We start from the raw sequence: 24386 nt of genomic DNA on the forward strand, positions 1-24386 counted from the left end.
AATAAGATCGTGCTCAAGCCGCCAGCCTGGCAAGCGCCCATACCATCAAAGGCGAATCCGGATAGGTCAGCAACCCGCCAAGGCCGAGCGCGACGCCATAGGGGACACCTTTTGCCTCGTCGGCGAAATGGCGCAGAAACGGATTTTGGCCGGTAACGGCCGCAAGCAGCGACTTCCGGTAGAGGATGATGGCGAGCGTCAGCAGGCCGCCGATGATTGTCGAGGCGACAAAATATTCGACGAGATTGATATTGAGGCCCATCCACATCGCGCTGGCGGCCAGAAGCTTGGCGTCGCCGCCGCCCATGCCGCCCATTGCAAACAGGCCGAACGTCACAGCCAGGACCAGGGCGCCGGCGGCGAAATGTCCGCCATAGACCGCCCAGTCCATACCCGTCAGCGGCGCGACCAGCGCGAAAACGACGACGAGCAGCACCGGCACGCGATTGGCGATCGTCATCGACAGCATGTCGGAGATCGCGGCAAACAGCATGCAGAACGGAAAGACGACGAAGATCAGGGCTTCAAGCATCGGCGCTATGCCTATTGTCCGATTTCACGGGGCTCAATCTAAGTATGTTCGATTAACGATTGATGAGGCCAGGAACGAAAAGACGACCTATACTGGCGGCGGCATAGAAAAAGGGCCACCACGTGGCGGCCCTTTTCCAGAACGCAATCCAAATGCTCGGCGATAAGGCCGATCAGCTGCCGCTCGGCGTGCCGTTCAAGGTGGTTCCGATGTTGGTGAACTTAGCATTGAGCGCATTGCCGAGCGTGCCGGCGCCAGTGATGATGGCGAGCGCGATGAGAGCGGCGATCAGACCATATTCGATAGCGGTCGCGCCGGATTCGTCCTTCACAAAACGTGCGATGAGATTAGACATTCGAGAGCTCCTACTCCACGTGTTACAGCACTTCCGTCAACTTCTGTGATGGTTGATCGGATGCTGCCAATCTAGGGAGAAGCTCTTTCGATCGGCTTAAGAAACAGCCTTACCGATTCCTTTCCCGGTTCGAACATATTGCGTGGTTAACCTGGGGCTAATATACCACTGAGCCTTCTCGCCCCGGGTTTGTGGACTTCCGGACAGCGCCCGGCGGGCGTCCTTGTCTGCCATCGCATCATTGGCGACACCGCATGCTTAACCGTTGGTTCACCAATCTCGTTCATGTTCCGTTGATCAGTCCGCCTGCGTGGAGCGCCTCAATGGCCCAGCCGAGATCGTCAATCCTGATTGCCGCGCTTCTTGCCGTCTCGAGCTTCGTCGCGCCCGCCATGGCCGGCGCCGGCATCGAGGTCACGATGAACCAGGCCAAGATCGTCAAACTGTCGCGTCCCGCCGACACCATCGTGGTCGGCAACCCGGCAATCGCCGACGCTTCGGTGCAGGACGCTTCAACGATCGTGCTCACCGGCAAAGGCTTTGGGGTCACCAATCTGGTTGTGCTCGATACGGACGGCAGCCCCATCGTCGACGAGCAGGTTACCGTGGTGCGGCAAGCCGCCTCGTCCGTGCGCATCTATCGGCGCGCCGAAATCCAGACGATGTCGTGCACACCCTATTGCGAAAGCTCGTACAAGAGCGAAGCGGAGAAGTCTTCGGAAGCGGAGATGAGCGTCAGCCGATAGGTGGCGTTGCCGACTGCCGTTCCGGTTATTGGCTGGTTAAGAGGCCTGCGCCGACTTTAACGATCATCCAAACCGGACCTCAATCGGTTTGCGCTAATGCTCCTTCCGAGACCGCATAGAGATCGGCAGGATTGGACATGAGCACGGAATTCGGCTGCGCAGGCGACCACAGAGCGGGACGCCGAAGGTTTTTCGCCCGCTTCCTTCGTGACCGGCACGGCGCCACGGCAATCGAATTCGCGATCCTTTCAGTCCCCTTCGCGCTGCTTGTCTTTGCCATTCTGGAAAGCTGCATCTCGTTTGCCGGCCAGGAGGTGATGGCCAACGTCACCGACGATGTGGCGCGCAAGCTGCGCACCGGCCAGTTGAGGGCGGCTGACGTTGCCGGAACCAATTTGAGGGACATGATCTGCACGAAACTGCAGATCATCGTTTCCCAGGATTGTCCCAATCAACTGCTGGTGGATCTTCGCCAATATACGTCGTTCGCCGATGCGGCCACGGCTGGCTTCAAGATCCAGAACGGCGATGTCGTACTGACGAAAGGCACCGCAACCCAATCGTTCTCAGTGACAGCGGGTGCGGCGGAGTCGAGGAACATGCTTCGGGTCTTCTACAAGTGGCCTGTTATGACCGATCTGCTGGCGCAGTCGATGGGCGGCAACAAGACCCTGCATTTCGCATCGGTGACCTGGCAGAACGAGCCGTTCGACAACTGAGCGGAATGCACGAGCAGTATAAGAAAAGGGCAAGGGCATGATGCGTGCGGGGGCACATCTTATGATTACGGGAGTTTGGCGGAAAGCAAGTCGATTCTGGTCCGATCGCCGTGGCATCGCGGCGGTTGAATTCGCGTTGATCATGCCAATTCTGCTGATCATGTATCTCCTCACAATGGAAGCGTCGCAAGCCATCGAGACCAGCAAGAAGGTCAGCCGTATCGGCAGCATGGTGGCCGATCTCGTCACCCAGCAGACAAGCGTCCTCAAGGCGGATGTCGACGCCATCATGCAGATCGGCAGCGTCACCCTTCAGCCCTACAACCGCTCGCCCCCTAGCATCACCATCACGGCGATACAGGTTACGCCCGATGCGACGAGGGCACTGGTGGTTTGGTCACGCAAATTGGTCGCCGGCGTCGCCAGCCGTGGCGCCGGCGCCACCACCGAGACAACGATCCCGACGTCGCTCAGAGTCGCCAACACGTTTCTCATTCGCGTCGAAAGCAACCTCGGCTATACGCCAGCCATCGCGTGGAGCGCGAGCAGTCAACAGAAGCTTGGACTGACCTCGGCTTTCAGCAACATAACCATGGGCGAAACCTATTATCTGCGCCCCCGCAGAAGCGTGACGATCCCTTGCAGCGACTGTTGAACAGAACCAGCTAGGCCCTGCGCAGGGCCGCTACTGCTGCGGCTCACGGTCCGAAACGAAGCGCACGATAGCAGCGGCCATCTCGTAGTCTTTTGGCGCCACGCGAGCGAAGCCGCCGGAATGTCCCGATTCCAGGAGGGCGTAGATATCGGGCGTCGTCGACTTGAGGTTGGTGAGGAACACGGCAAGTCGACGCTTGGCTTCCGGGTCGAGATCGCTGCGGACCGCGTGCGGGCCGTATCTCAGCAGACCCGACGTCCACACGACACGAAGCGCCGTCACCGAGAGCCCTGCCGCCTCCAACCTGGCCTGCGTGCCCGACGGTTCTCGCGGGCCGTCGGCAGCGGCCGTCACCCAGCCAAACAGGCCATCAGCCTTGCCGTCGACCAGCATCGTCTCGGCCGCCGCGGCCGAATCGGCACGGGCCAGAAACGGTGCATCTTCCGCGATCTTGCGGCCTTCCGCGGCCAACGCCGCCAATGGCAGGAGAGAACCGCCGACGCTGTCCGAAGGCGCCATGGCCATACGATGGCGGTCCATCGCCGCAAGGTCGGGCAGCTTGCCGTCCCGCGTCAGCAGAACGGAGCGGATGCCGATCGCGCCGTCTGAATCGACCGGAGCGACAAGCGGTTCGATACATAAGCAGCGCTGCGAGGCCGTTGCATAGGCGGTGGCCGAATAGATCGCATATTCGATGCGGGAATCGGCCTGCGCCTCGATCAGCGCGGCATAATTGCGGGCAACGACAAACTCGACCTTCATGCCCAATGCTTTGGTGTAGGCGTCGGTCAACACAGCCAGCCCCGGAACGGCGTTGCCGGCACCTGGCTCGGCAACGATGCCTATGCGAAACGTGCCGATATCATCGCGCCAGTCGGCATGCGCCGGGTTGGACCAGAGCCCGACGAGCGCGCCCGGCCCCAGCAACAGAGCGGCATATGTCTTTAACGCAACCCTCATGACAGAACCGCCGTCTGTTTTCCCGGATCGATGCTCAGATCGTCATTCCCAAACCGCTGCGCACTTTTGGGCGACGCACTGCTTGCTTTGGGCAAGTCGTTGCCCCCAAAACCGCTGCGCACTTTTGGGCGATATGCACTGATTGTCACGCCTGCCCGTTGCCGTTTGGTTTCCGAATTGCCAATGAAGTCGCGGAACCCTATGTCTGGTCGGTCAAACTGGCAACAACTTGATGGCGCGCGCTTTCCTCTTCGTCCTGGATTCCTTCGGCATCGGCGGCGCGGCCGACGCCGACCGCTACGGTGACGCCGGCGCCAACACATTCGCGCACATCGCAGAGGCCTGTGCGGAGGGCCGTGCGGATCGCGAAGGGTCTCGTAGTGGACCGCTGTTTGTCCCTCATATGGCCTCACTCGGGCTTGGCAAGGCTGCCGAAACCGCGACGGGACTGGGATTTGCCAACAGCGGGGCGGATATGCTCCCAACTGCCTTTCACGGCGCCGCACAGGAGGTTTCGAGCGGCAAGGATACGCCATCCGGCCATTGGGAAATCGCCGGCCTGCCGGTGCGCCTCGACTGGGGCTATTTCCCGGATACGGTTCCGGCCTTTCCGGCCGAACTGACCGAGGCGATCATCCGTGAAGGCAAGGTGCCGGGCATTCTCGGCAATTGCCATGCGCCGGGCACCGAGATCATCGAGCGCTTCGGTGAGGAGCACATCCGGACCGGCAAGCCGATCTGCTACACGTCGGTCGACTCGGTCCTGCAAATCGCCGCGCATGAAGTCCATTTCGGCCTCGACCGGCTTTATGAATTCTGCCAGGTGGTGCGCAGGCTGGTTGACCCGCTGAGGATTGGACGGGTGATCGCGCGGCCGTTCGTCGGCGAAACCACCGCCACTTTCGAGCGGACATACAACCGTCATGACTACGCCGTGCCTCCGCCGGAACCGACCCTGCTCGACCGGCTGACGGCGCGTGGCAGCCGTGTCATCGCCGTCGGCAAGATCGGCGACATCTTCGCCCATCGCGGAATTTCGCAAGTGCGCAAGGCGGCAGGCAACATGGCGATGTTCGACGAGGCGCTGGGTGCGATCGATGATGCCGGCGACGGTGACCTCGTCTTCGCCAATTTCGTCGACTTCGACACCGAATTCGGTCACCGCCGCGATGTCGCAGGCTATGCTGCCGCGCTCGAGGCCTTCGACCTGCGGCTGCCGGAAGCATTTGCGAGGCTGCGGCAGGGCGATCTTCTCATCCTGACGGCCGACCACGGCAACGACCCGACCTGGGGCGGGACCGATCACACGCGCGAGCGCATTCCGGTGATCGGCACTGGACCGGGTCTCAAGGGCGGCGACATCGGACTGAGAACGACATTCGCCGACATTGGCGAGACCCTGGCCGAGCATCTCGGGCTGGCGCCCGGACGCTACGGCACTTCTTTCTATACGGCGATCGGCGGTCATGCCTGAATTGCCGGAAGTCGAAACCGTCCGGCGCGGACTTCAGCCGGTTCTGGAAGGCGCCACCATCGCCCGCGTCGAGGCGCGCCGACCGGATCTGCGCTTTCCATTTCCCGAGAAATTCGCGCAGCGGCTGACCGGCAAGACGATCACGGCACTCGGCCGCCGGGCCAAGTATCTGACGATGGACCTGGAAGGCGGGCCCGTGCTGATCTGCCATCTCGGCATGTCGGGCTCATTCCGCGTCGAGACGGCCGATGGCAGCGACATGCCCGGCATCTTCCGGCACGACCGCTCGAAAAGCTCCAATCACGACCACGTCGTCTTCCATGTCGAGTCTCCAACCGGTGCCCGGTCCCGCGTGATCTTCAATGATCCGCGCCGCTTCGGCTTCATGTTGTTTGCGGAGGGACTGCCGGACGTTCACCCGATGCTGGCTGGACTTGGCGTCGAGCCTACGGGCAACACATTGGACGGTGCGCTGCTCGCCTCATTGATGAAGGGGCGGCGATCACCACTGAAGGCAGCGCTTCTCGACCAGAGGCTGATCGCCGGGCTCGGCAACATCTATGTGTCGGAGGCGTTGTGGCGTGCCGGCCTGTCGCCGCTGCGCGAGGCGGGCACGATCGCCAGGCCCGGAAAGAAAGCCCAAGCCCAAAGCGAACACCTCGCGCAAGCCATTCGTTCGGTGATATCGGATGCGATCGCAGCCGGCGGCTCCTCACTGCGGGACTATATGCAGACCGATGGGTCGCTGGGCTATTTCCAGCACGCCTTCGCCGTCTACGACCGCGAAGGCGAGGCCTGCTCCAAGCCCGGCTGCGGCGGCCACATCGAACGGATCGTGCAGAGCGGCCGATCGACCTTTTATTGCCGGACATGTCAGCGGTGAGTTTGAGCAATTCCAGGAAAAGTGTGAAACGGTTTTCCGTCGAGAATTGCGTCGAGACAAGGAGATGGGAGCGGTTCTGCGTTTCCGTGAAACGATGAACCGCTCTAGACGAGCGTGAGCAAGGAGAAGCAGCCATGGCCTATGAGACGATCATCACCGAGACGCACGGCAAGGTTGGGCTGATCACGCTGAACAGGCCGCAGGCGCTCAACGCGCTGAATTCGCAGATTCTGACCGAAGTGGTGGCAGCCGTGAACGGGTTCAGCGCCGATCCAGATATCGGCGCCATGGTCATCACGGGTTCCGAAAAGGCTTTCGCCGCCGGCGCCGATATCAAGGAGATGCAGTCCATCTCCTACGCGGACGCCTACGCTCAAGACTTCTTCGTCGGCTGGGAGGAACTGACGCGGGCGCGAAAGCCTATTATCGCGGCGGTGGCGGGCTATGCACTCGGCGGCGGCTGCGAGCTGGCGATGATGTGCGATTTCATTATCGCCGCCGACACGGCCAAATTCGGCCAGCCCGAGATCAGCCTCGGCGTCATTCCAGGCATGGGCGGGTCACAAAGGCTGACCCGCTTCGTCGGCAAGTCGAAAGCGATGGACATGTGCCTGACCGGGCGGATGATGGATGCCGCCGAGGCCGAGCGTTCTGGTCTGGTGTCGCGGGTCGTGCCTGCCGGCGAGCTTGTCGAGGAGGCGCTGAAGGCCGCAGCCAAGATCGCCGCTTTCTCACTACCATCGGTGATGATGGCGAAGGAGGCTGTCAACCGCGCCTTCGAGACGACGCTTGCCGAGGGATTGCGGTTCGAGCGCCGGCTGTTTCACTCGCTGTTTGCACTGGACGATCAGAAGGAAGGCATGGCGGCCTTTGCCGAGAAGCGGAAGCCGAATTTCACCAACCGCTGACGCCAATCCCTTGGCCGCGAAGAAGATGGCTGTTGGCCGCCAAAAAGAAGACCGGGCAGCGTTGACGCGCCGGAAAAGCTGAACTATAAGCCGCACCAACCGAGGCGGCCCCGTGGCTGCCCGTTTGTTTTTTGCGCCCTGCGGCATTCCGCATGCGCCGACCAGATCAGAAGAGAGGCATCATGGCCAATACATCCTCGGCCAAAAAGGCAACGCGCAAGATCGTCCGCCGCGCAGCGATCAACAAGAACCGCCGCTCGCGCGTCCGCACCTATATCCGCCAGGTCGAAGAGGCGCTTGCCTCCGGCGACAAGGCTGCCGCACAGGCTGCCTTCAAGATCGCGGAGCCGGAATTGATGCGCGCCGCGACCAAGGGCGTGATTCACAAGAACACGGCGTCCCGCAAGGTGTCGCGACTGGCTCAGCGGGTCAAGGTACTGTCGGCCTGACATTACTTGCCTAGACTGACGTTCTTCGAACCCGGCCGTTTGTGCCGGGTTTTTTCGTTTGCCGGCAAGCACTTAAAAAGAATGTCCGGAAACGGCGTCTTAGGCGGATTTCACAATTGGGAATAGTTTGCCGGCATATGCATGCCTGCTGTTGATCGGCATGCTTGAAAAGGGCCAGCTTAATGATTCTTAACTGTCAGAAATAGCTTATAATTTTCAGACACTTACTGATGGTGATCCACAGCTTGTCCACACCGGGCCGACCCGATCGGGGACAAGTCGCTGTCAAGCGAATTATTTCAGAATATTTCTCTCAGCGTCCGGTTTTTCATATTCGCCGGAAAAGGGTTTGAATCACAATGGCTTTGTTAAAATGTGCCGTCACGGCACGCCACTCGAACCCGCCTCCAGTAACCAGATTCCTTAAAAATCCGTTAGACGTGGCCTTGCCCTATCCACAGCGATTTCGGTAGTGTCGATCTATCGAAAGGGACGGGCTCTGGCTCTTAACCCAAGCCTGAATCGGCCAGCTTAAATTGGCGGGATTTGCAACGCGGATCAAGTCCGCGGACGGGTTTGGTTTGTCTTTTTCGATACGGTAGGGGACTGGCGTAACTAGACATGGCAGGTAGACGGCGCGCCGGCGCTCCTTTCGCCGGACGGTGTTGTATTGCCCTGACATACCCAACGCGGACTGGCTTCCATGGGCCGGCACCGGTTCCCGCAGATAATGGGCGACGTTCATCTGCCGGCGGCGGCAGCGGACATCGTAGCAAAGACTTAGGTCGCCGGAACCGGATGCAGGAGGCGCATCCCCGGTGGAAACAGGTACGGAAGAACAAGGAAAAGATCATGCAGAGCGGCATCGAAAGGGAGCTTACGGGCGACCTCCCATTTCCTGGAACTTTGATCGGAGCAAACGACATGGCGGTGTCCAGCGACGCGGAACAGAAATTCGACCGGGTCAAAGCCCAGTTGAAGGCGCGCCTGGGAACCGAAGTCTATTCGAGCTGGTTTGGCCGCATGAAGGTCGCCGAGGCTTCCAAGGGCATCGTCCGCATCTCGGTGCCTACTGCCTTCCTGCGCTCATGGATCAACGGCCACTATCTCGACCTCATCTCCGAGTTGTGGAAGCAGGAGGATCCCGATCTCCTCAAGATCGACATCGTCGTGCGCACGGCAACCCGTCAGGGACGCAGCCAGGCCGAGCCAGAGGTAACGCCAGCACGCAGCAAGGTGACACGGCAGACGCAGACGGCGCTTGCCGCCGGCACAGTCAGCCCCAGCCGGGTGGAGCGCGCACCGGCTCCGCGTCCGGGCACACCGATCGAGAGCGAATTCCGCCACAACGTTTTGGGATCACCGCTCGATCCGCGCTACACGTTCGGCTCCTTCATCGAGGGACCGTCGAACCGGGTGGCCTTCGCCGCCGCCAAGGCAGTGGCGGAATCGCAATCGAGCGCGGTGCGCTTCAATCCGCTTTTCCTTCACGCAACCGTCGGGCTCGGCAAGACACATTTGCTGCAGGCCATCGCCGCGGAATCGCTGAAGCAGAACCCCAAGTCGCGCGTCGTCTATCTCACGGCCGAGTATTTCATGTGGCGCTTTGCCACCGCGATCCGCGACAACAACGCGCTGACGCTCAAGGAACAGCTGCGCGACATCGACCTGCTCATCATCGACGACATGCAGTTTCTGCAGGGCAAGTCGATCCAGCACGAATTCTGCCACCTCATCAACATGCTGCTCGACAGCGCCAAGCAGGTCGTCGTCGCCGCCGACCGGCCGCCATCGGAACTGGAATCGCTCGAACCGCGGGTCCGTTCGCGCCTCAATGGCGGTGTCGCGCTTGAAATGTCGGCGCCCGATTTCGCCATGCGCCTCGGCATGCTCAAATTGCGCCTTGCCACGGCCAGGAGCGACGACGCGTCGCTCGACATTTCGGAGGAGATCCTCAATCACGTCGCCCGCACCGTGACCGGCAGCGGACGCGAGCTGGAAGGCGCCTTCAATCAGCTTTTGTTCCGTCAATCCTTCGAGCCGCAGATCACCATCGACCGGATCGACGAAATCCTCGGCCACATCTATCGCACCGGCGAGCCGAAGCGTGTCCGTATTGAGGACATCCAGCGCATCGTGGCGCGTCACTACAATGTGTCGAAGACCGAATTGCTGTCCAACCGGCGCACGCGCACCATCGTCAAGCCGCGGCAGGTCGCCATGTACCTGTCGAAGGTGATGACGCCGCGCTCGCTGCCTGAGATCGGACGGCGTTTCGGCGGCCGCGATCACACCACGGTGCTGCATGCCGTGCGCAAGATCGAGGACCTTTCCGGCAACGACAACACGCTGGCGCAGGAACTTGAGCTTCTGAGGCGGTTGATCAACGACCAGGCCTGATCCTCCGGGGATGGCAGAGCCGGAACAATACCGGAATTCAATGGCTTGCCAGTGCGGCGCTGGGCCTGGATCGGGCTCGTGGCGCCGCCTGGGAGCGATCTGGATTTCGGTTTTACGACACTGGCTAGCGGACTTCGGGCGCGTTATCCCCAGAAAGCCCGCCTAGCCGGCCTGAACCGGTGGCGCGGGCTTGCGTTTGCTGGTTTTTTCCTGTCAGTTTACGCAGATTCTGAGCCTGTTCAGACCTTTCGCGGGACGCCGCCCACTGGTGACCCGTCATTCATTCAAGCGAGCCTGTTTCGTCATGCGTGTTATCCTGGAACGGTCAAATCTCCTGAAGTCGCTCAACCACGTCCATCGTGTGGTCGAGCGGCGAAACACCATACCGATCCTGTCCAACGTGCTGCTCAGCGCCGAAGGCGCCAGCCTTGAAATGAAGGCGACCGATCTCGACCTCGAGGTGACCGAAGCGACGCCCGCCAAGGTGGAGCGCGGCGGGGCGACGACAGTCCCGGCACATCTGCTCTACGACATCGTGCGCAAGCTTGCCGATGGCGCCGAGGTGATGCTGAAGACGGACGAGGACGGCAACGCCATGACGGTGACGTCTGGCCGCTCGAGCTTCCGCCTTCAGTGTCTGCCGCAATCCGACTTCCCGGAGCTCTCGGCCGGATCCTTCTCGCATATCTTCCGTCTCGACTCGGTTGCCCTGAAAGGCCTGATCGAGAAGACCCAATTCGCCATCTCCACCGAGGAGACGCGCTATTACCTGAACGGCATCTACCTGCACACGCATGAGGTCGGCGGCAAGCTGAAGCTGCGCTCGGTGGCGACCGACGGCCACCGCCTGGCGCGCGCCGAGATCGATGCGCCAGCGGGTTCCGAAGGCATGCCGGGCATCATCATTCCGCGCAAGACGGTGAGCGAGCTGCAGAAGCTGGTCGACGATCCGGATGTCGCGGTCACCACCGAACTGTCGGACACCAAAATCCGCTTCACCATCGGCAGCGTGGTTTTGACCTCGAAGCTGATCGACGGCACCTTCCCCGACTATCAGCGGGTCATTCCGACCGGCAACGACAAGAAGCTCATCATCGACCGCCAGAGTTTTGCCGCCGCCGTCGATCGCGTCTCGACCATCTCTTCCGAACGCGGCCGCGCGGTGAAGCTGTCGATCAGCGAGGGTCAGGTGACGCTTGCGGTCAACAATCCCGATTCAGGCAGCGCCACCGAAGAGCTGTCCGCCGACTATTCATCCGATCCGATCGAGATCGGCTTCAACGCCAAGTACCTGCTCGACGTTGCCGCGCAACTGACCGGCACGGAAGCCAAGTTCATGCTGGCCGACGCCGGTTCGCCGACGCTGATCCACGACATGGCCGACGAGACCGCACTCTATGTGCTGATGCCGATGCGGGTGTAGCGGCACGGTGTCAGCACTTCGGTCCTGTTGTGGACCGGCGGCAAGCGCGATATTTACGGCAACTCCTAGAGCAATTCCAGGAAAAGTGTGAAGCGGTTTTCCGTACGGAGTTGCGTCAAAACAAAGAGATAGAGCGGTCCTGCGTTTCCGTGAAACGATGGAGCGCTCTATAGGCGGATAGCGGTTGCCGGGACAGAACCATATAAGTAAGCTAACACTTACTAATTTCCGCAACTATGCGGCGCTGACGATCGATCTGGCGCCAGGTGCCGTGGTTTTTTCCGGCGACAACGGCGCCGGCAAGACCAATCTCCTCGAAGCGATCTCCTTTTTGACACCGGGGCGTGGCTTGCGCCGCGCCCCTTACGCGGATGTCGCACGCGAGGGCGGCGACGGCGGCTTTGCATTGCATGCCCGGCTCGACGGACCTGACGGCCAAGTCGAGATCGGAACAGGCATTTCCGGCGGCGACACCGCCGGCGAAGGCGGCAGGCGGGTGCGCATCAACGGAGCTCCGGCGCGTTCGGCCGAGGACATGCTGGAATGGCTGCGCGTGGTGTGGCTGACGCCGGCCATGGACGCGTTGTTCACCGGGCCGGCCGCGGATCGCCGGCGCTTTCTCGACCGGCTGGTGCTGGCGATCGATCCCGGCCACGGGCAACGTGCGATCGATTACGAGAAGGCGATGCGTGGCCGTAACCGCTTGCTTACTGAAGGCTCTCGAGACGACCGCTGGTTCGACGCAATCGAGACGCAGATGGCCGAAACCGGTGTGGCGATCGCCGCCGCGCGAGCCGAGATGGTGCGCCTTCTGACCGCCATGATCGACAGGCTGCCCGACACGGGGCCATTTCCGCAGGCCGATATTGGCCTTTCGGGAGACCTGGAAGCCGAAATTGCGACCGCGCCGGCAGTCGATGTCGAGGAGCGCTTCCGCCGAACCCTTGTCGAGGGTCGTGACCGCGATCGCGCTGCCGGGCGCACGCTCGAGGGCCCGCATCGTTCGGACCTGATGGTTCGGCACCGCCCCAAGGCGATGCCGGCCGAGCTTTGCTCGACAGGCGAGCAAAAGGCGCTGCTGGTCGGCATCGTGCTGTCGCATGCAAGGCTGACCGGCGAAATGTCGGGCATGACGCCGATCCTGCTGCTCGACGAGATCGCCGCGCATCTCGACAGCCGGCGCCGCACGGCGCTGTTTTCCATCCTGGAGGAACTGAACTGCCAGGCGTTCATGACAGGAACCGATGCTGCGCTGTTTTCCAGTCTCCAGGGACGCGCGCAATTCCTGACTGTCGACCATGGGACGGTTGGGCCAACCGAAGACCACTGACAAGGTTTTTCAGTCCCTGTATGATCAGGCAATGACCACTGCCGCCCTGACCGCAGACGAGATCGAACGCTATGCCCGCCACATCGTGCTGCCGGAGATCGGCGGAGCCGGCCAGCAAAGGCTGAAACAGGCCCGGGTGCTGGTCATCGGCGCTGGCGGGCTGGGCGCGCCGGTGCTTGAATATCTCGCCGCCGCCGGCGTCGGCACACTAGGCGTGGTCGATGACGACACCGTTTCGCTGTCCAATCTGCAGCGCCAGGTCATTCACGGTACCGACACTGTCGGCCTGCTGAAAACCGATAGCGCCAAGGCGGCAATCGTTCGCATCAATCCCAACACAATTGTTGAAGCGCACGCAATCCGGCTGACCACGGACAATGCGCCCGCCCTCGTCGCCCGCTATGACATCGTCGTCGACGGTTCCGACAATTTCGAAACGCGCTATGCCGTGGCCGATGCCTGCGCGAGCGAAGGCAAGCCGCTGGTGCATGCCGCCGTCGGACGCTTCGATGGTTCGGTAACGGTGCTGAAGCCATTCGAAGACGGCAAGGACGGCAAACCCAATCCAGGCTATCGCGATCTGTTTCCCGAGGCGCCGCCGCCGGGCCTGGTGCCGTCCTGCGCCGAAGCCGGCGTGCTTGGCGCGCTGACCGGCGTCGTCGGCACGCTGCAGGCCATGGAGGCGATCAAGCTGATCACCGGCGTCGGCGAACCGCTGGTCGGCCGGCTGCTGCTCTATGACGGGCTGGCGGCGCGCTTCGACACCATCCGCTACAAGAGAAGCTGAATTCTTGGACCGGATCGAAGCTGCCTCCATCACGCGGATCCCGACCGATTTCGACCGCTGGGACGATGTGCTCGCATTGATCATGCGCGCTTTCGCCTCGATGGACGGCGTCATCGACCCGCCCTCCTCGGCCCACCTTTTGACCACCGACACTCTGCGGGACAAGGCGCGGTGGGAGACCGGCTTCGTGGCGCTCAAGGGCGATCGGATCGTCGGCTGCGTCTTTGCCCTTGAAAAGGTGACAGAGTTCTATGTCGGCAAGCTCGCGGTCGCGCCGGACTGCCAGGGACAAGGCATTGGCCGGCGGCTGATGCAGGCGGTCGAAGACCTTGCCCGCAGCCGCGGCAAGGCGGCAATCGAGCTTCAGACGCGGATCGAGCTGACCGGGAATCATGCGGCCTTTGCTCGCCTCGGCTTTCGCGAAACTGAACGGACGGCGCACGAGGGCTATGCCAGGCCGACCTCGATCACCATGCGCAAAGCTATCCCGTAAGGTTTATCTTACGGTTTGTGGGCCGCGACAGCGTCAGGTCCTGAGCGGCAGCACGCGGTCTGGTGGGCGGTGGCCGTCAACGAAGGCGCGGATATTGATGATGACCTTTTCACCCATGTCGATGCGGCCCTCGAGCGTCGCCGAGCCCATATGCGGCAAAAGCACGACCTTGTTCTTGGCGGCGAGCTTCAGCAGCTTGCTGTTCAAGGCCGGCTCATGCTCGTAGACATCGAGCCCGGCGCCGGCGATCTTGCCGTCCTGGATCAGCTTGACCAGCGCTTCCTCGTCGATGATGTCGCCACGTGCGGTGTTGACGACATAGGCAGTCGGCTGCAGCAGCACCAGCCGCCGCGCCGAAAGCAGATGGAAGGTTGCCGGCGTCGAGGGACAGTTGACCGAGATGATATCCATGCGGGCCAGCATCTGGTCGAGGCTTTCCCAATAGGTCGCCTCCAACCCGTCTTCCACGGCCGGCAGCACGCGGTGGCGATTGTGATAATGGATCGACAGTCCGAAGGCCTTGGCCCGCCTGGCGACGGCGGTGCCGATGCGGCCCATGCCGACAATGCCGAGCCGCTTGCCCCAGATGCGCCGGCCCAGCATCCAGGTCGGCGACCAGCCGGCCCATTTCTTGTCACCGGTGAGCACATTGGCGCCTTCCGCCAGCCGCCGCGGCACCGCCAGCATCAGCGCCATGGTCATGTCGGCGGTGTCCTCGGTCAGGACATTCGGCGTGTTGGTGACGGTGATGCCCCTCTTGGCCGCGGCCGCGACATCGATCTTGTCGACGCCATTGCCAAAATTCGCGATCAGTTTGAGGTTGTCGCCGGCCTGGGCGATCAGTGCGGCGTCGATCTGGTCGGTTACCGTCGGCACCAGCACGTCGGCCTCCTTGACCGCCGCGACCAGTTCCGGCTGCGTCATCGGCCGGTCCTCGACATTCAGCCTTGCGTCGAACAACTCGCGCATGCGGGTCTCGACGGGGTCGGGCAGCTTTCGCGTGATGACGACGAGAGGCTTCTTTTTGCCTGCCATTGTTTCCCTCTCGAGTACTTGCCGCAATTCCGAACGCAAAACCGCTTCACACTTTTGCTGGAATTGCTTCTAACCCGATCTCGTTGAGACCTCTTTAACCAAGACCGGCGAAACTGAAAGCCGGTCGCGGTGCCGATTACTCCCTGTAACAAGCGGTGCCGCCGAAGACAAAGAAAAAGGGGCGCCGAGGCCGATGGGCAAGCGCCGAAAGGAATGAAAGTGTCTGGTTTCGCGTCGCTTCGCCTGACCCTCAGCGCAGCATTTCTCGGCGCTCTGCTTTATTCTCCGCTTGCGGGCGCGCAGAGTGCCGCAGCACCTGCCCAGGGCGTCGTCACGCTTGGTCCGAGCGGCCTGCCGCTGCCGCGCTTCGTCAGCCTGAAATCCGGCCGCGTCAACTCGCGCGTCGGTCCCGGGGCCAACTACTCGGTCGACTGGATGTATATGAAGGCCGGCCTGCCGATGGAGATCATCCAGGAATTCGACACATGGCGCCGCGTGCGCGATGCCGATGGTTCGGAAGGCTGGATCAACCAGTCGCTGCTTTCCGGCCGACGCACGGCAATCGTCGCACCATGGCAGCGCGGCAAGGGCGCCCAGATCGACCTTCTCAACAGTCCCGACAAGGACGCAAGAGTGGTCGCGATGATTGAACCTGGCGTCATGGGTACGATCAAATCCTGCGACGGCCAGTGGTGCGAAATGACGTTCGACGGCCACACCGGCTGGCTTGCCCAGTCGGTTGTCTGGGGCGCCTATCCCGGCGAACGGGTCAAGGACTGACAACTTCATCGCGAGGCTCGGAAGAACTCGGGATCAGAAATAGGCCGGCAATCACGGATACGGCAACAAGGTGCTTGCGCCTCCGCTTCATCAAACTCAATTGCAGCATTGTCATTCACGCCGCCGATCGCTCGCGTCCGTTGCGAATGCGGCAGCGATTGCGCCTCTCAGCGGGTTGCTCAACCGTGTCAGGAGCGTAATCCGGCTGGCTGGCAAATCCGGCAATCCATGCGACCGGTTCAGTATCACGCAATCGGCCGGTACCTGGCTCTGCCCGATCGCCGCCACTCCCAAGCCCGCGCTGGCGGCCGATTGCAACGCAGTCACCGAACCGCCGGTGAAGGCGAGGCGCCAGGCGGTATTGCTGCCATCGAGCGCGCGTTCCGCTGCCAGTCGGACGGTGCAGGATCCGGGCAATGCCAACAGCGGCAACGCGGCAGACGACCGCCAGACGTCAGGCGACCTTGCACACCAGACAAGCTGGTCTCGGTAGAGCGGGATGCCCTGGCGCCGGCTGATATCCATGCGCACGACGGCAAAATCGGCCTTGCCTGCGTCGTAGCGGGCCTGCATCTCGGCTGAGAGACCCACCGACACTTCCAGCAGCAATTCCGGAAAGACTTGGCTCAGACGCCCAAACGCCGACTCCAGAAGCGCACCGGCGGCGTGATCGCCGATGGCCGCCCGGAGCGTGGTGGTTTGCGTGCCAGCATCGAATGTAGCCACGGCCCGGTCATGAGCCTCGAGGACCTGCCGCGCCGAAGCAAGGAACCGCGCGCCTTCGGGCGTCAGCGAAACCGCGCGCGGCGTCCGCGCCAGGAGACGCCGCTCCATCGCTTGCTCGAGCTTGCGGACCCGCAGGCTGATCGCCGACTGGGTGGTCCCGAGAAGATCGGCCGCGGTGGTGAAGCTCTCGCAGTCGGCAACAAGCACGAAGCTGCGAAGCTGTTCGATGGCAAGATGCTTCATTTCGTACTCATATCATAGAGACAGCTACTATGACATTTCCAAATGCTCCTCGTCGAGTCATATGGATTCCGACGAAGCACGGCGGTTGCCGGCTGACCCGGAAGGAGAATGATTAGATGTCTCGCCTATCGCCAATAAACGAAGATTCCGACACGGAAGCCGGCAAGCTTCTGGCGGAAACGCGACGCCAGCTCGGACGCGTCCCGAACCTCTATCGCGTCCTGGCCAACTCTCCGGTCGCTCTCAAAGGTTATCTGCAATTTCGCGAGTCGCTGCAGAGCGGCCGTCTCAGTTCGAAATTGCGCGAGCAGATCGCCCTGATAACTGCTGAGGTGAACCGCTGCGAATACTGCGTTTCGGCCCACGCATTTCGCGGATCCAAGATCGGCATCTCCGATACGGAATTGGAGCTAAATCGCAGGGGCGATTCAAGCGATGCCAGAGTGGCGGCCACGCTGGCGTTGGCTGCGGATGTGGCGCGTAGCCGCGGAGCCGTCACCGACCAGGCATTCGGCGCCGCCAGGGCCGCGGGGCTCGACGACGAGGAACTGGCAGAGGTGATCGCGCATGTCGCACTCAACTTCTATTCCAACATCCTCAATCACTTCGCCCAGCCAGAACTCGACTTTCCACGGACAGTGCTTCTCAATGACTGACCTCGTGACCCTCGATCCGAGTTCGATGGCGACCATTCCGCGTCACCAGATCGTCGTTTCCTCCAGCTATGGTTTCGATGAGACACTGCAACGGCTTCGCGACGCCATCGCTGCTGCCGAGCTATGGATCATCCATGAGATCGATCCGCAGGCCCTGCTCAGGAAAGGCGGGATCTCCACCATTCGGCTCCGTCAACTGCTTTGGTTCCACCCGCGATACATGGCGCGCCTGTTGCTGACCGATCCTGGCGCCGTGCCCGAAGCGCCGTTCAAGTTCGTGGTCAGCGAACAAGCAGCCGGCGTGACGGTCTGCGCCTTGAACCCGATTTTGGTGTTCTCGCCATATCCCCGGCTTTTTGGTCTCGCCCATGAACTGTTCGACGCGACGGAGCGAATGCTCGAGACGGTTTCCACGATGCCGGTGTCGGGAGGCGATATCTAGCGGAGCCATGAGCGGTCCGGCCGCCTGCATCAGGCGTGGTCATCTAGTCCCGATGCGGCCGAGATGGTGTCCGGAAAGCCGGTCGACAGCTTCAGGCCATAGCCCAGCGCACGGTCAATGGCGATGTGGGCGATCCAGATCAGCAACCGCCATCGCATTGCCCCACATGTGCCCGGCGAGCAGCAACAGCGCGGGCACGGTCAGGGGGCCTCGCCGGTCATTCGCGGCGTTTGGGGCGCAGCCTCACCACGATGTCGACATTGGCGATCTCCATCCCTTCCGGAGGCTCCGGCAGGTTGGCAACCGTCACCGGACCGCTGTCGATGTCGAATATGCGGTTTTCGCCTTCGATGTAGAAATGGTGGTGGTCGGAGGTATTGGTGTCGAAATAGGTTTTCGCGCCCTCGACGGCGAGGATGCGCAAAAGTCCCGCCTGGGTAAACTGGTGAAGGGCATTGTAGACGGTGGCCAGCGACACCGGCACGCCGGCGGCAACCGCCTCCTCGTGCAGTTCCTCGGCCGACAGATGCCGGTCGCCCTTGGCGAAAAGCAGATCGGCCAGCGCAATGCGCTGACGCGTCGGCCTCAGGCCGGCTTCACGGACCCGCTTGTCCACAGCGACATTTTCCTTCCGGCCGTCCAGGTCCATCTTCTCGTCGAACCCCACAGTTCCGCCCCAAGACACGCCCAGAATGGCAAAAAAATGAACGTCTGCCGAAACCGGACCTCTCAGGACATATATTCTGTCGTCCGAATGCGATCAATAGCGCGCATTGACCCAGGCAGACGAGCAGGCTAAGCGCAAACGCCGGTTTCCGGCCTGAAACAGATTGTGTTAGGAAACCAACGACAAGGGCACCCGATAGCCCGGAACGATATGGGATGAGATTGATGGCGGGTAAATCCAGCTACGAGTACGACGAATTGCTGGCCTGCGCCCGCGGCGAACTGTTCGGACCGGGCAACGCCCAGCTTCCTTATCCGCCGATGCTGATGTTCGACCGCATCACCGAGATCAGCGAGACGGGCGGCGCCTTCGAGAAGGGTTTCATCCGCGCGGAGTTCGACATCAAGCCGGACCTGTGGTTCTTTGCCTGCCATTTCATCGGCAATCCGATCATGCCGGGGTGCCTCGGCCTCGACGCCATGTGGCAATTGACGGGCTTCTATCTTGGCTGGCTGGGCGAACCCGGCAAGGGGATGGCGCTGTCGACCGGTGAAGTGAAATTCAAGGGCATGGTCACGCCCTCGGTGAAGAAGGTCGAATATGGCATCGACTTCAAGCGCGTGATGCGGGGCCGGCTGGTGCTCGGCATCGCCGATGGCTGGCTGAAGGCGGATGGCGAACCCATATACGCGGCAACGGATTTGAAAGTCGGTCTGTCCAAGCAGTCGGCGGTTGGCTGACCGGCATCCCTGGCCAGCTCTCTGGCCAGCATCCCTGGAAGGAGTTGCGAATGAGACGTGTCGTAGTCACAGGCATCGGCGTTGTGTCGTCGATCGGCAACAATGCCAACGAGGTGCAGACCTCTCTGCATGACGCCAAATCCGGCATCAGCTTCTCCGATTCCTTCGCCGAACACGGCTTCCGTTGCCAGGTCTGGGGAGCGCCGACGCTCGATCCATCGGCCATGATCGACCGCCGTGCGATGCGCTTCCTGAGCCAGGGGGCTGCCTGGAACCATGTCGCCATGGATCAGGCGATCGCGGATGCGGGCCTCGGCGAGAGCGACATCACCAATGAGCGCACCGGCATCGTCATGGGATCGGGCGGACCATCCACCCGCACCATCGTCGAAGCTGCCGAAACGACGCTGAAGAATGGCAGTCCCAAGCGCATCGGTCCGTTCGCGGTGCCGAAGGCAATGTCATCAACCGCATCGGCAACGCTTGCCACCTGGTTCAAGATCCACGGCGTCAACTACTCGATCTCGTCGGCCTGTTCGACCTCGGCGCACTGCATCGGCAATGGCTACGAATTGATCCAGTGGGGCAAGCAGGACATCATCTTTGCCGGCGGCCACGAGGATCTCGACTGGACGATGTCGGACCTGTTCGACGCCATGGGCGCGATGTCGTCGAAATTCAACGACAAGGCATCGACCGCTTCCCGCGCCTATGACGCCAATCGCGACGGCTTCGTCATCGCTGGCGGCGCCGGGGTGCTGGTGCTGGAAGAGCTTGAGCATGCCAAGGCGCGCGGCGCCAAGATCTATGCCGAGATCGTCGGCTATGGCGCGACGTCGGATGGCTACGACATGGTTGCTCCTTCAGGCGAGGGCGCGGTCCGCTGCATGCGCCAGGCGCTGGCCACGGTTTCCACACCGGTCGACTACATCAACACCCATGGCACCTCGACGCCGGTGGGAGATTCCAAGGAAATGGGAGCGATCCGCGAGGTGTTCGGCCCAGAGATGCCGTATATCACCTCGACGAAGTCGCTGACCGGCCATTCGCTGGGCGCGGCCGGCGTGCAGGAATCCATCTATTCGATCCTGATGATGCAGGGCGGCTTCATCGGCGAAAGCGCCCATATCGAGACCCTCGACCCCGAATTCGAGGGCATGCCGATCGTGCGAAAGCGCATCGACGACGCCAGGATCGATACTGTCTTGTCCAATTCGTTCGGCTTCGGCGGCACCAACGCCACGCTCGTTTTCCAGCGCTATTCCGCATAAGGATTTGCCGGCCATGGACGGATTGATGAAGGGCAAGCGCGGGCTTGTCATGGGTGTCGCCAACGATCATTCGATCGCTTGGGGAATTGCCCGGAAATTGTCCGAACATGGGGCGGAACTCGCCTTCACCTATCAGGGCGATGCCTTCGGACGCCGGGTCAAGCCGCTGGCCGACAAGCTCGGCGCCTCGCTGGTGGTGCCGTGCGACGTCGAGGACAGCGCTTCGGTCGCCGCCACATTCGAGACCCTGGGCAAGGAATGGGGCGGGCTGGATTTCATCGTCCACGCCATCGGCTTTTCCGACAAGAACGAGTTGAAAGGCCTCTACGCCGACACCAGCCGGGACAATTTCGTCCGTACCATGGTGATCTCTTGCTACTCCTTCACCGAGGTCGCCCGCCATGCAGCCACCTTGATGCAGGACGGCGGATCGATGATCACGCTGACCTATGCGGGCTCCGTCCGCGTCATGCCGAACTACAATGTCATGGGCGTCGCCAAGGCAGGGCTGGAGGCGAGTGTCCGCTACCTCGCCAACGATTACGGTCCGCGCGGCATCAGGGTGAACGGCATATCGGCTGGACCGGTGCGCACGCTCGCCGGCGCCGGTATTTCCGATGCGCGCCATATGTTCTCCTACCAGCAGCGAAACTCGCCGCTGCGCCGCACGGTGACCATCGACGAGGTCGGCGGCTCGGCACTTTATCTGTTGTCGGATCTGTCTTCCGGGGTTACCGGCGAGATCCACTATGTCGATTCCGGCTATCACATCGTTTCCATGCCGACACTCGACGAATTGAAGCAGACCGACGGCGGACGAGACTAACGCCTGTCGCCCAAAGGTGCGCGGCGGTTTTGGAATGGCGACATTGAAGACACGAAGCTTAAAGCGCGCCAACTGAATCCATTTCAGCGCTAGGCGTATTGATCCGCTCAAGAAATACTTTCGGTCCAGTAAAATTGGATTCATTCGCGGAAACTCATTTTAAGGAGATATCCGCTAGAAAGCCCCGTACTCAGGGGAACTTTCAATGCTCGCCGTCAGCAACCCGAAGCGAACACCGGTGTTCCGACTGCTCACCATAGCGAGTTCGGGTCTCGGCAGTTTCGTCCTCGGGCTCTGGGGCTTGAAGCTCGGCCTCGGCGATGGTTTTGTCGGCATCTCCGCGGACATGATGGTCTCGGTGATGGCCGCTCTTTGCGCACTGGCGGCATCGGTCGCCGCGATGTCCTTCTTCGCCGGCGTCGATGAATCGGCGGATTTCGTCTTCACGGAAACCCATTTCGACAAGCTGACCGGCCTGGTGGCACGCCCGGCGATGGTCGGCAAGATTGCCGAGGCGGCATGCGCGACCAGCCGGACCGGCGAGCCGATGTTCCTCATCGATATCGACATCGACCGCTTCAAGCAGATCAATGACGCCATCGGCTACAGCCAGGGCGACGAGTTGATCCGCGCCTTCACCAAGCGCTTGAAGACGTGCGTGCCGCCGCGCGCGCTGATCGGACGCATCGGCGCCGGTGAATTCGCGATCCTGCTGCCCGACAATCAGGTGTCCGGATCGCTGGAAAGCACCGTCGAGAGGCTCATCGACGAGATGATGGAGCCCTATGATCTCGGTACGCACCTGCAATCGGTCAGCCTGTCGGTCGGCATCGTGGCGATGCCAAAGGACGGCGTCGATCCGGTCCTCATCCTGCGCCGCTCCAATCTGGCGCTGCAGAACGCGCGCGCCAGCGGCGTCGGCAACTGGTCGGTCTTCCATGCCGAAATGGGCAGGGTCGCCGACCATCGCCAATGGATCGAATCCGAACTGCATATAGCCTTCGAGCGTGGTGACTTCGACCTTCATTACCAGCCGCAGCTCGATCTCCCGACCGGCCGCATCGTCGGGTATGAAGCGCTTATCCGCTGGCGGCATCCGGAACGCGGCATGATCCCGCCGATGGAGTTCATTCCGATCGCGGAGGAAACCGGCATGATCGGCCCGATCGGCGAATGGGTGCTGCGCAAAGCCTGCAGCGACGCACAGCATCTGCCCGATGATTGCTTCGTCGCCGTCAACATCTCGCCCGTCCAATTCATGACCAAGGACTTCGTCGGCATCGTGCGCGACACTATGACGAGCACCGGCATCAAGCCGTCGCGGCTGGAGCTGGAAGTGACCGAGACGGCGATGATGCAGGACCGCGACCGCGCCGCCGCCATCCTGAAGGAGCTTGCGGATATGGGCATCTCGGTCGCCGTCGACGATTTCGGTACCGGCTATTCCAATTTGAGCTACTTGATCGATTTCTCATTCGGCAAGCTGAAGATCGACCGGTCCTTCGTCAGCCGCCTCGACACCGACTCCAGCTCCGGCGCGGTCGTCTCGACGATCGTCGGGCTTTCGCGCGCGCTCGGGGTCAGCATCATTGCCGAAGGCGTCGAGACCGAAAGCCAGGCGACGCTGCTCAGGGCAGCCGGCTGCGAGGTGGTGCAAGGCTACCTTTACGGCAGGCCCGCCCCCCTCAAGATCAGGATCGGCGACGCGCATGTCACCGATGACGTCCGGCACGTCGCCAATCTGCATTGAGTGCGACGCGATGTCTGTTTTCGTCTGAGCATGACCTTTTCCGAAAACCGGTATCCACTTTTCGGGATCATGCTTCAACGACGAGCGACAAGCACCTTGAACATGCCGTCGCGAGCGAGTTCGGCATGGCTCGAAAAAGCGGCCGCCAGGATCGGCTCATAGGGAAGCTGGCGGTTGGCGACCATGAACAGCCGCCCACCTGGTTTCAAGGCCTTGGCCGCCGCGCGGATCATGCCGGCGCCGATCTCCGGCTCGGCCGCCCGGCTGCGGTGAAAGGGCGGGTTCATGGCGATCGCGTCGTAACGCTTCTCGACCGGTTCCTTCAGCAGATCGATCCAGAAGAAATTCCTGGCGATCGACTGGCCGACTCCTGCCAGATTGAGCTTTGCGGCTTCGAGCGAGGCGAAATCGGCCTCATAGAGGTCGAGCGCCTGAACGCCGGGGGAGCAGGCGGCGATCTCGGCAGCCAGATACCCCCAGCCGGCGCAGAAATCGGCAACGCTGCCCCGCAGATCATTGGGCAGGTTCTCGACCAGCAATTTGGAGCCGGTATCGATCCGGTCGAAGGAAAACATGCCGGGCGCGGTGCGGAACCGGTTTTCAACCAGCAGAGCGGGATTGGCGGCGCGCAGTTCTTCCGCGACGGCGAGATCCGCGGGACGGCGTAACCAGAAGGCGATGCCGTGATATTTCGGCAGATGGCCCTCAAGGGGGACAAGTTCGTCAACGCGCTTGCGCAGGCTGGCAATGCCGTCATCCTTGCCGCCGGCAATGACGACCAAGGCGCCAGGCGCCACGCGCTCAAGCGCATCGGCGATGCGCACCTCGTTCAGGCCGCGATGCCGGCCGGCCAGCACAAGTGCCATATCGAAGCCATCGCCTTCCACTTGCGCGGTGACGACGAAGCCCGACGCCTGCAGCGCGCTAAAATGCGGCCGGAAGCCCTGTACGAGGTGAAGCGTCGCCTCAAAGCCTTCAGGCAGGCGAAAACCCGGCTCAGCGCCGAGAAACAGTGCGCGCGTGCCCTTTCCCGGCAGAGGAACAGCCTCCGCCTCGAAGGGATGGAAAAGCGTCTTCAACGGCTCGGCGGACATTGTTCGATCTCGACTTGTCTAAGCGCTTTGAAACCCAGGCTG

General features: G+C 61.8%; 27 protein-coding genes. 19 read left to right on the plus strand and 8 right to left on the minus strand.

Annotated elements, in window-relative coordinates; translation table 11 throughout:
* Positions 1 to 13: 13 nt before the first annotated feature.
* On the minus strand, positions 14 to 532 hold the full coding sequence (locus NKJ37_RS06975; RefSeq protein WP_023811378.1) for an A24 family peptidase: 519 nt from the start codon (positions 530 to 532) through the stop codon (positions 14 to 16).
* Positions 533 to 704: 172 nt separating this feature from the next.
* A complete protein-coding gene (locus NKJ37_RS06980; protein ID WP_023811379.1) occupies positions 705 to 887 on the minus strand; it encodes a Flp family type IVb pilin in 183 nt (60 codons plus the stop codon).
* A 323-nt stretch (positions 888 to 1210) separates the two neighbouring features.
* Between NKJ37_RS06980 and NKJ37_RS06985 the strand changes: the two genes are divergently transcribed.
* From NKJ37_RS06985 to NKJ37_RS07000, 3 genes are all read left to right on the plus strand, one after another.
* A complete protein-coding gene (locus NKJ37_RS06985; protein ID WP_013533687.1) occupies positions 1211 to 1633 on the plus strand; it encodes a pilus assembly protein N-terminal domain-containing protein in 423 nt (140 codons plus the stop codon).
* Positions 1634 to 1770: 137 nt separating this feature from the next.
* Complete coding sequence (locus NKJ37_RS06995; RefSeq protein WP_023811380.1) at positions 1771 to 2352, plus strand: TadE/TadG family type IV pilus assembly protein; 582 nt, start codon at positions 1771 to 1773, stop codon at positions 2350 to 2352.
* 37 nt (positions 2353 to 2389) lie between these two features.
* Positions 2390 to 3007, plus strand: a complete 618-nt coding sequence (locus NKJ37_RS07000) for a TadE/TadG family type IV pilus assembly protein (protein ID WP_352773391.1) — start codon at positions 2390 to 2392, stop codon at positions 3005 to 3007.
* Positions 3008 to 3037: 30 nt separating this feature from the next.
* On the opposite strand, the gene NKJ37_RS07005 is transcribed toward NKJ37_RS07000, so the two are convergent.
* On the minus strand, positions 3038 to 3967 hold the full coding sequence (locus NKJ37_RS07005; protein WP_352773394.1) for a phosphate/phosphite/phosphonate ABC transporter substrate-binding protein: 930 nt from the start codon (positions 3965 to 3967) through the stop codon (positions 3038 to 3040).
* A 232-nt stretch (positions 3968 to 4199) separates the two neighbouring features.
* On the opposite strand from NKJ37_RS07005, the gene NKJ37_RS07010 reads away from it, so the two are divergent.
* The 9 genes from NKJ37_RS07010 (at position 4200) to NKJ37_RS07050 (ending at position 14114) form a co-directional block, all read left to right on the plus strand.
* Entirely contained in the window at positions 4200 to 5441 is a 1242-nt protein-coding gene (locus NKJ37_RS07010) for a phosphopentomutase (RefSeq protein ID WP_023811383.1), read from the plus strand.
* Entirely contained in the window at positions 5434 to 6324 is an 891-nt protein-coding gene (gene mutM, locus NKJ37_RS07015) for a bifunctional DNA-formamidopyrimidine glycosylase/DNA-(apurinic or apyrimidinic site) lyase (RefSeq protein ID WP_023811384.1), read from the plus strand. The genes NKJ37_RS07010 and mutM overlap by 8 nt, the downstream gene beginning before the upstream one ends.
* Before the next feature lie 134 nt (positions 6325 to 6458).
* Positions 6459 to 7232: an enoyl-CoA hydratase gene (locus NKJ37_RS07020; RefSeq protein WP_352439648.1), complete on the plus strand. Its 774-nt coding sequence runs from the start codon at positions 6459 to 6461 to the stop codon at positions 7230 to 7232.
* Between the two features lie 182 nt (positions 7233 to 7414).
* Positions 7415 to 7681 carry a 30S ribosomal protein S20 gene (rpsT, locus tag NKJ37_RS07025; protein ID WP_013533694.1) on the plus strand — a complete coding sequence of 89 codons (267 nt, stop codon included), beginning with the start codon at positions 7415 to 7417 and terminating at the stop codon, positions 7679 to 7681.
* Between the two features lie 924 nt (positions 7682 to 8605).
* The gene (gene dnaA / locus NKJ37_RS07030) at positions 8606 to 10081 is read left to right on the plus strand and encodes a chromosomal replication initiator protein DnaA (protein ID WP_023811386.1); all 1476 of its coding nucleotides are present in this window, start codon (positions 8606 to 8608) and stop codon (positions 10079 to 10081) included.
* A 304-nt stretch (positions 10082 to 10385) separates the two neighbouring features.
* Positions 10386 to 11504, plus strand: coding sequence for a DNA polymerase III subunit beta (dnaN, locus tag NKJ37_RS07035; protein ID WP_023811387.1), 1119 nt, complete (start codon positions 10386 to 10388; stop codon positions 11502 to 11504).
* Between the two features lie 184 nt (positions 11505 to 11688).
* On the plus strand, positions 11689 to 12834 hold the full coding sequence (gene recF, locus NKJ37_RS07040; RefSeq protein ID WP_023811388.1) for a DNA replication/repair protein RecF: 1146 nt from the start codon (positions 11689 to 11691) through the stop codon (positions 12832 to 12834).
* A gap of 31 nt (positions 12835 to 12865) precedes the next feature.
* Complete coding sequence (locus NKJ37_RS07045) at positions 12866 to 13621, plus strand: molybdopterin-synthase adenylyltransferase MoeB (protein WP_023811389.1); 756 nt, start codon at positions 12866 to 12868, stop codon at positions 13619 to 13621.
* Positions 13622 to 13625: 4 nt separating this feature from the next.
* A complete protein-coding gene (locus NKJ37_RS07050) occupies positions 13626 to 14114 on the plus strand; it encodes a GNAT family N-acetyltransferase (RefSeq protein WP_023811390.1) in 489 nt (162 codons plus the stop codon).
* A 33-nt stretch (positions 14115 to 14147) separates the two neighbouring features.
* Here the strand turns inward: NKJ37_RS07050 and NKJ37_RS07055 are convergent, their stop codons facing one another.
* Positions 14148 to 15149 (minus strand): 2-hydroxyacid dehydrogenase, encoded by a 1002-nt coding sequence (locus NKJ37_RS07055; RefSeq protein WP_352773398.1) that lies wholly within the window; start codon positions 15147 to 15149, stop codon positions 14148 to 14150.
* 219 nt (positions 15150 to 15368) lie between these two features.
* Here NKJ37_RS07055 and NKJ37_RS07060 point away from each other — a divergent pair, with 219 nt between their 5' ends.
* Positions 15369 to 15929 (plus strand): SH3 domain-containing protein, encoded by a 561-nt coding sequence (locus tag NKJ37_RS07060; RefSeq protein ID WP_023811392.1) that lies wholly within the window; start codon positions 15369 to 15371, stop codon positions 15927 to 15929.
* A 111-nt stretch (positions 15930 to 16040) separates the two neighbouring features.
* Here the strand turns inward: NKJ37_RS07060 and NKJ37_RS07065 are convergent, their stop codons facing one another.
* Entirely contained in the window at positions 16041 to 16898 is an 858-nt protein-coding gene (locus NKJ37_RS07065) for a LysR family transcriptional regulator (protein ID WP_023811393.1), read from the minus strand.
* 116 nt (positions 16899 to 17014) lie between these two features.
* On the opposite strand from NKJ37_RS07065, the gene NKJ37_RS07070 reads away from it, so the two are divergent.
* Positions 17015 to 17554, plus strand: a complete 540-nt coding sequence (locus NKJ37_RS07070; RefSeq protein WP_023811394.1) for a carboxymuconolactone decarboxylase family protein — start codon at positions 17015 to 17017, stop codon at positions 17552 to 17554.
* A gap of 4 nt (positions 17555 to 17558) precedes the next feature.
* Positions 17559 to 17996 (plus strand): DUF302 domain-containing protein, encoded by a 438-nt coding sequence (locus tag NKJ37_RS07075; RefSeq protein ID WP_352439651.1) that lies wholly within the window; start codon positions 17559 to 17561, stop codon positions 17994 to 17996.
* Positions 17997 to 18025: 29 nt separating this feature from the next.
* Here NKJ37_RS07075 and NKJ37_RS07080 read toward each other — a convergent pair whose 3' ends face one another.
* A complete protein-coding gene (locus NKJ37_RS07080) occupies positions 18026 to 18154 on the minus strand; it encodes a DUF4260 family protein (protein ID WP_245486205.1) in 129 nt (42 codons plus the stop codon).
* A gap of 59 nt (positions 18155 to 18213) precedes the next feature.
* Complete coding sequence (irrA, locus tag NKJ37_RS07085; protein WP_024503471.1) at positions 18214 to 18645, minus strand: iron response transcriptional regulator IrrA; 432 nt, start codon at positions 18643 to 18645, stop codon at positions 18214 to 18216.
* 242 nt (positions 18646 to 18887) lie between these two features.
* Here irrA and fabA point away from each other — a divergent pair, with 242 nt between their 5' ends.
* The 4 genes from fabA (at position 18888) to NKJ37_RS07105 (ending at position 23250) form a co-directional block, all read left to right on the plus strand.
* On the plus strand, positions 18888 to 19403 hold the full coding sequence (gene fabA / locus NKJ37_RS07090) for a 3-hydroxyacyl-[acyl-carrier-protein] dehydratase FabA (RefSeq protein ID WP_013527885.1): 516 nt from the start codon (positions 18888 to 18890) through the stop codon (positions 19401 to 19403).
* Positions 19404 to 19453: 50 nt separating this feature from the next.
* A complete protein-coding gene (fabB, locus tag NKJ37_RS07095) occupies positions 19454 to 20674 on the plus strand; it encodes a beta-ketoacyl-ACP synthase I (RefSeq protein WP_023811398.1) in 1221 nt (406 codons plus the stop codon).
* A gap of 13 nt (positions 20675 to 20687) precedes the next feature.
* The gene (gene fabI, locus NKJ37_RS07100) at positions 20688 to 21500 is read left to right on the plus strand and encodes an enoyl-ACP reductase FabI (RefSeq protein WP_023811399.1); all 813 of its coding nucleotides are present in this window, start codon (positions 20688 to 20690) and stop codon (positions 21498 to 21500) included.
* A gap of 205 nt (positions 21501 to 21705) precedes the next feature.
* Positions 21706 to 23250: a putative bifunctional diguanylate cyclase/phosphodiesterase gene (locus tag NKJ37_RS07105; protein ID WP_352773401.1), complete on the plus strand. Its 1545-nt coding sequence runs from the start codon at positions 21706 to 21708 to the stop codon at positions 23248 to 23250.
* 74 nt (positions 23251 to 23324) lie between these two features.
* Here NKJ37_RS07105 and NKJ37_RS07110 read toward each other — a convergent pair whose 3' ends face one another.
* A complete protein-coding gene (locus NKJ37_RS07110; RefSeq protein ID WP_352554682.1) occupies positions 23325 to 24344 on the minus strand; it encodes a class I SAM-dependent methyltransferase in 1020 nt (339 codons plus the stop codon).
* Positions 24345 to 24386: the final 42 nt, after the last annotated feature.

The organism is Mesorhizobium sp. M0140 (assembly GCF_040322475.1).
Taxonomy (GTDB): Bacteria; Pseudomonadota; Alphaproteobacteria; order Rhizobiales; family Rhizobiaceae; genus Mesorhizobium.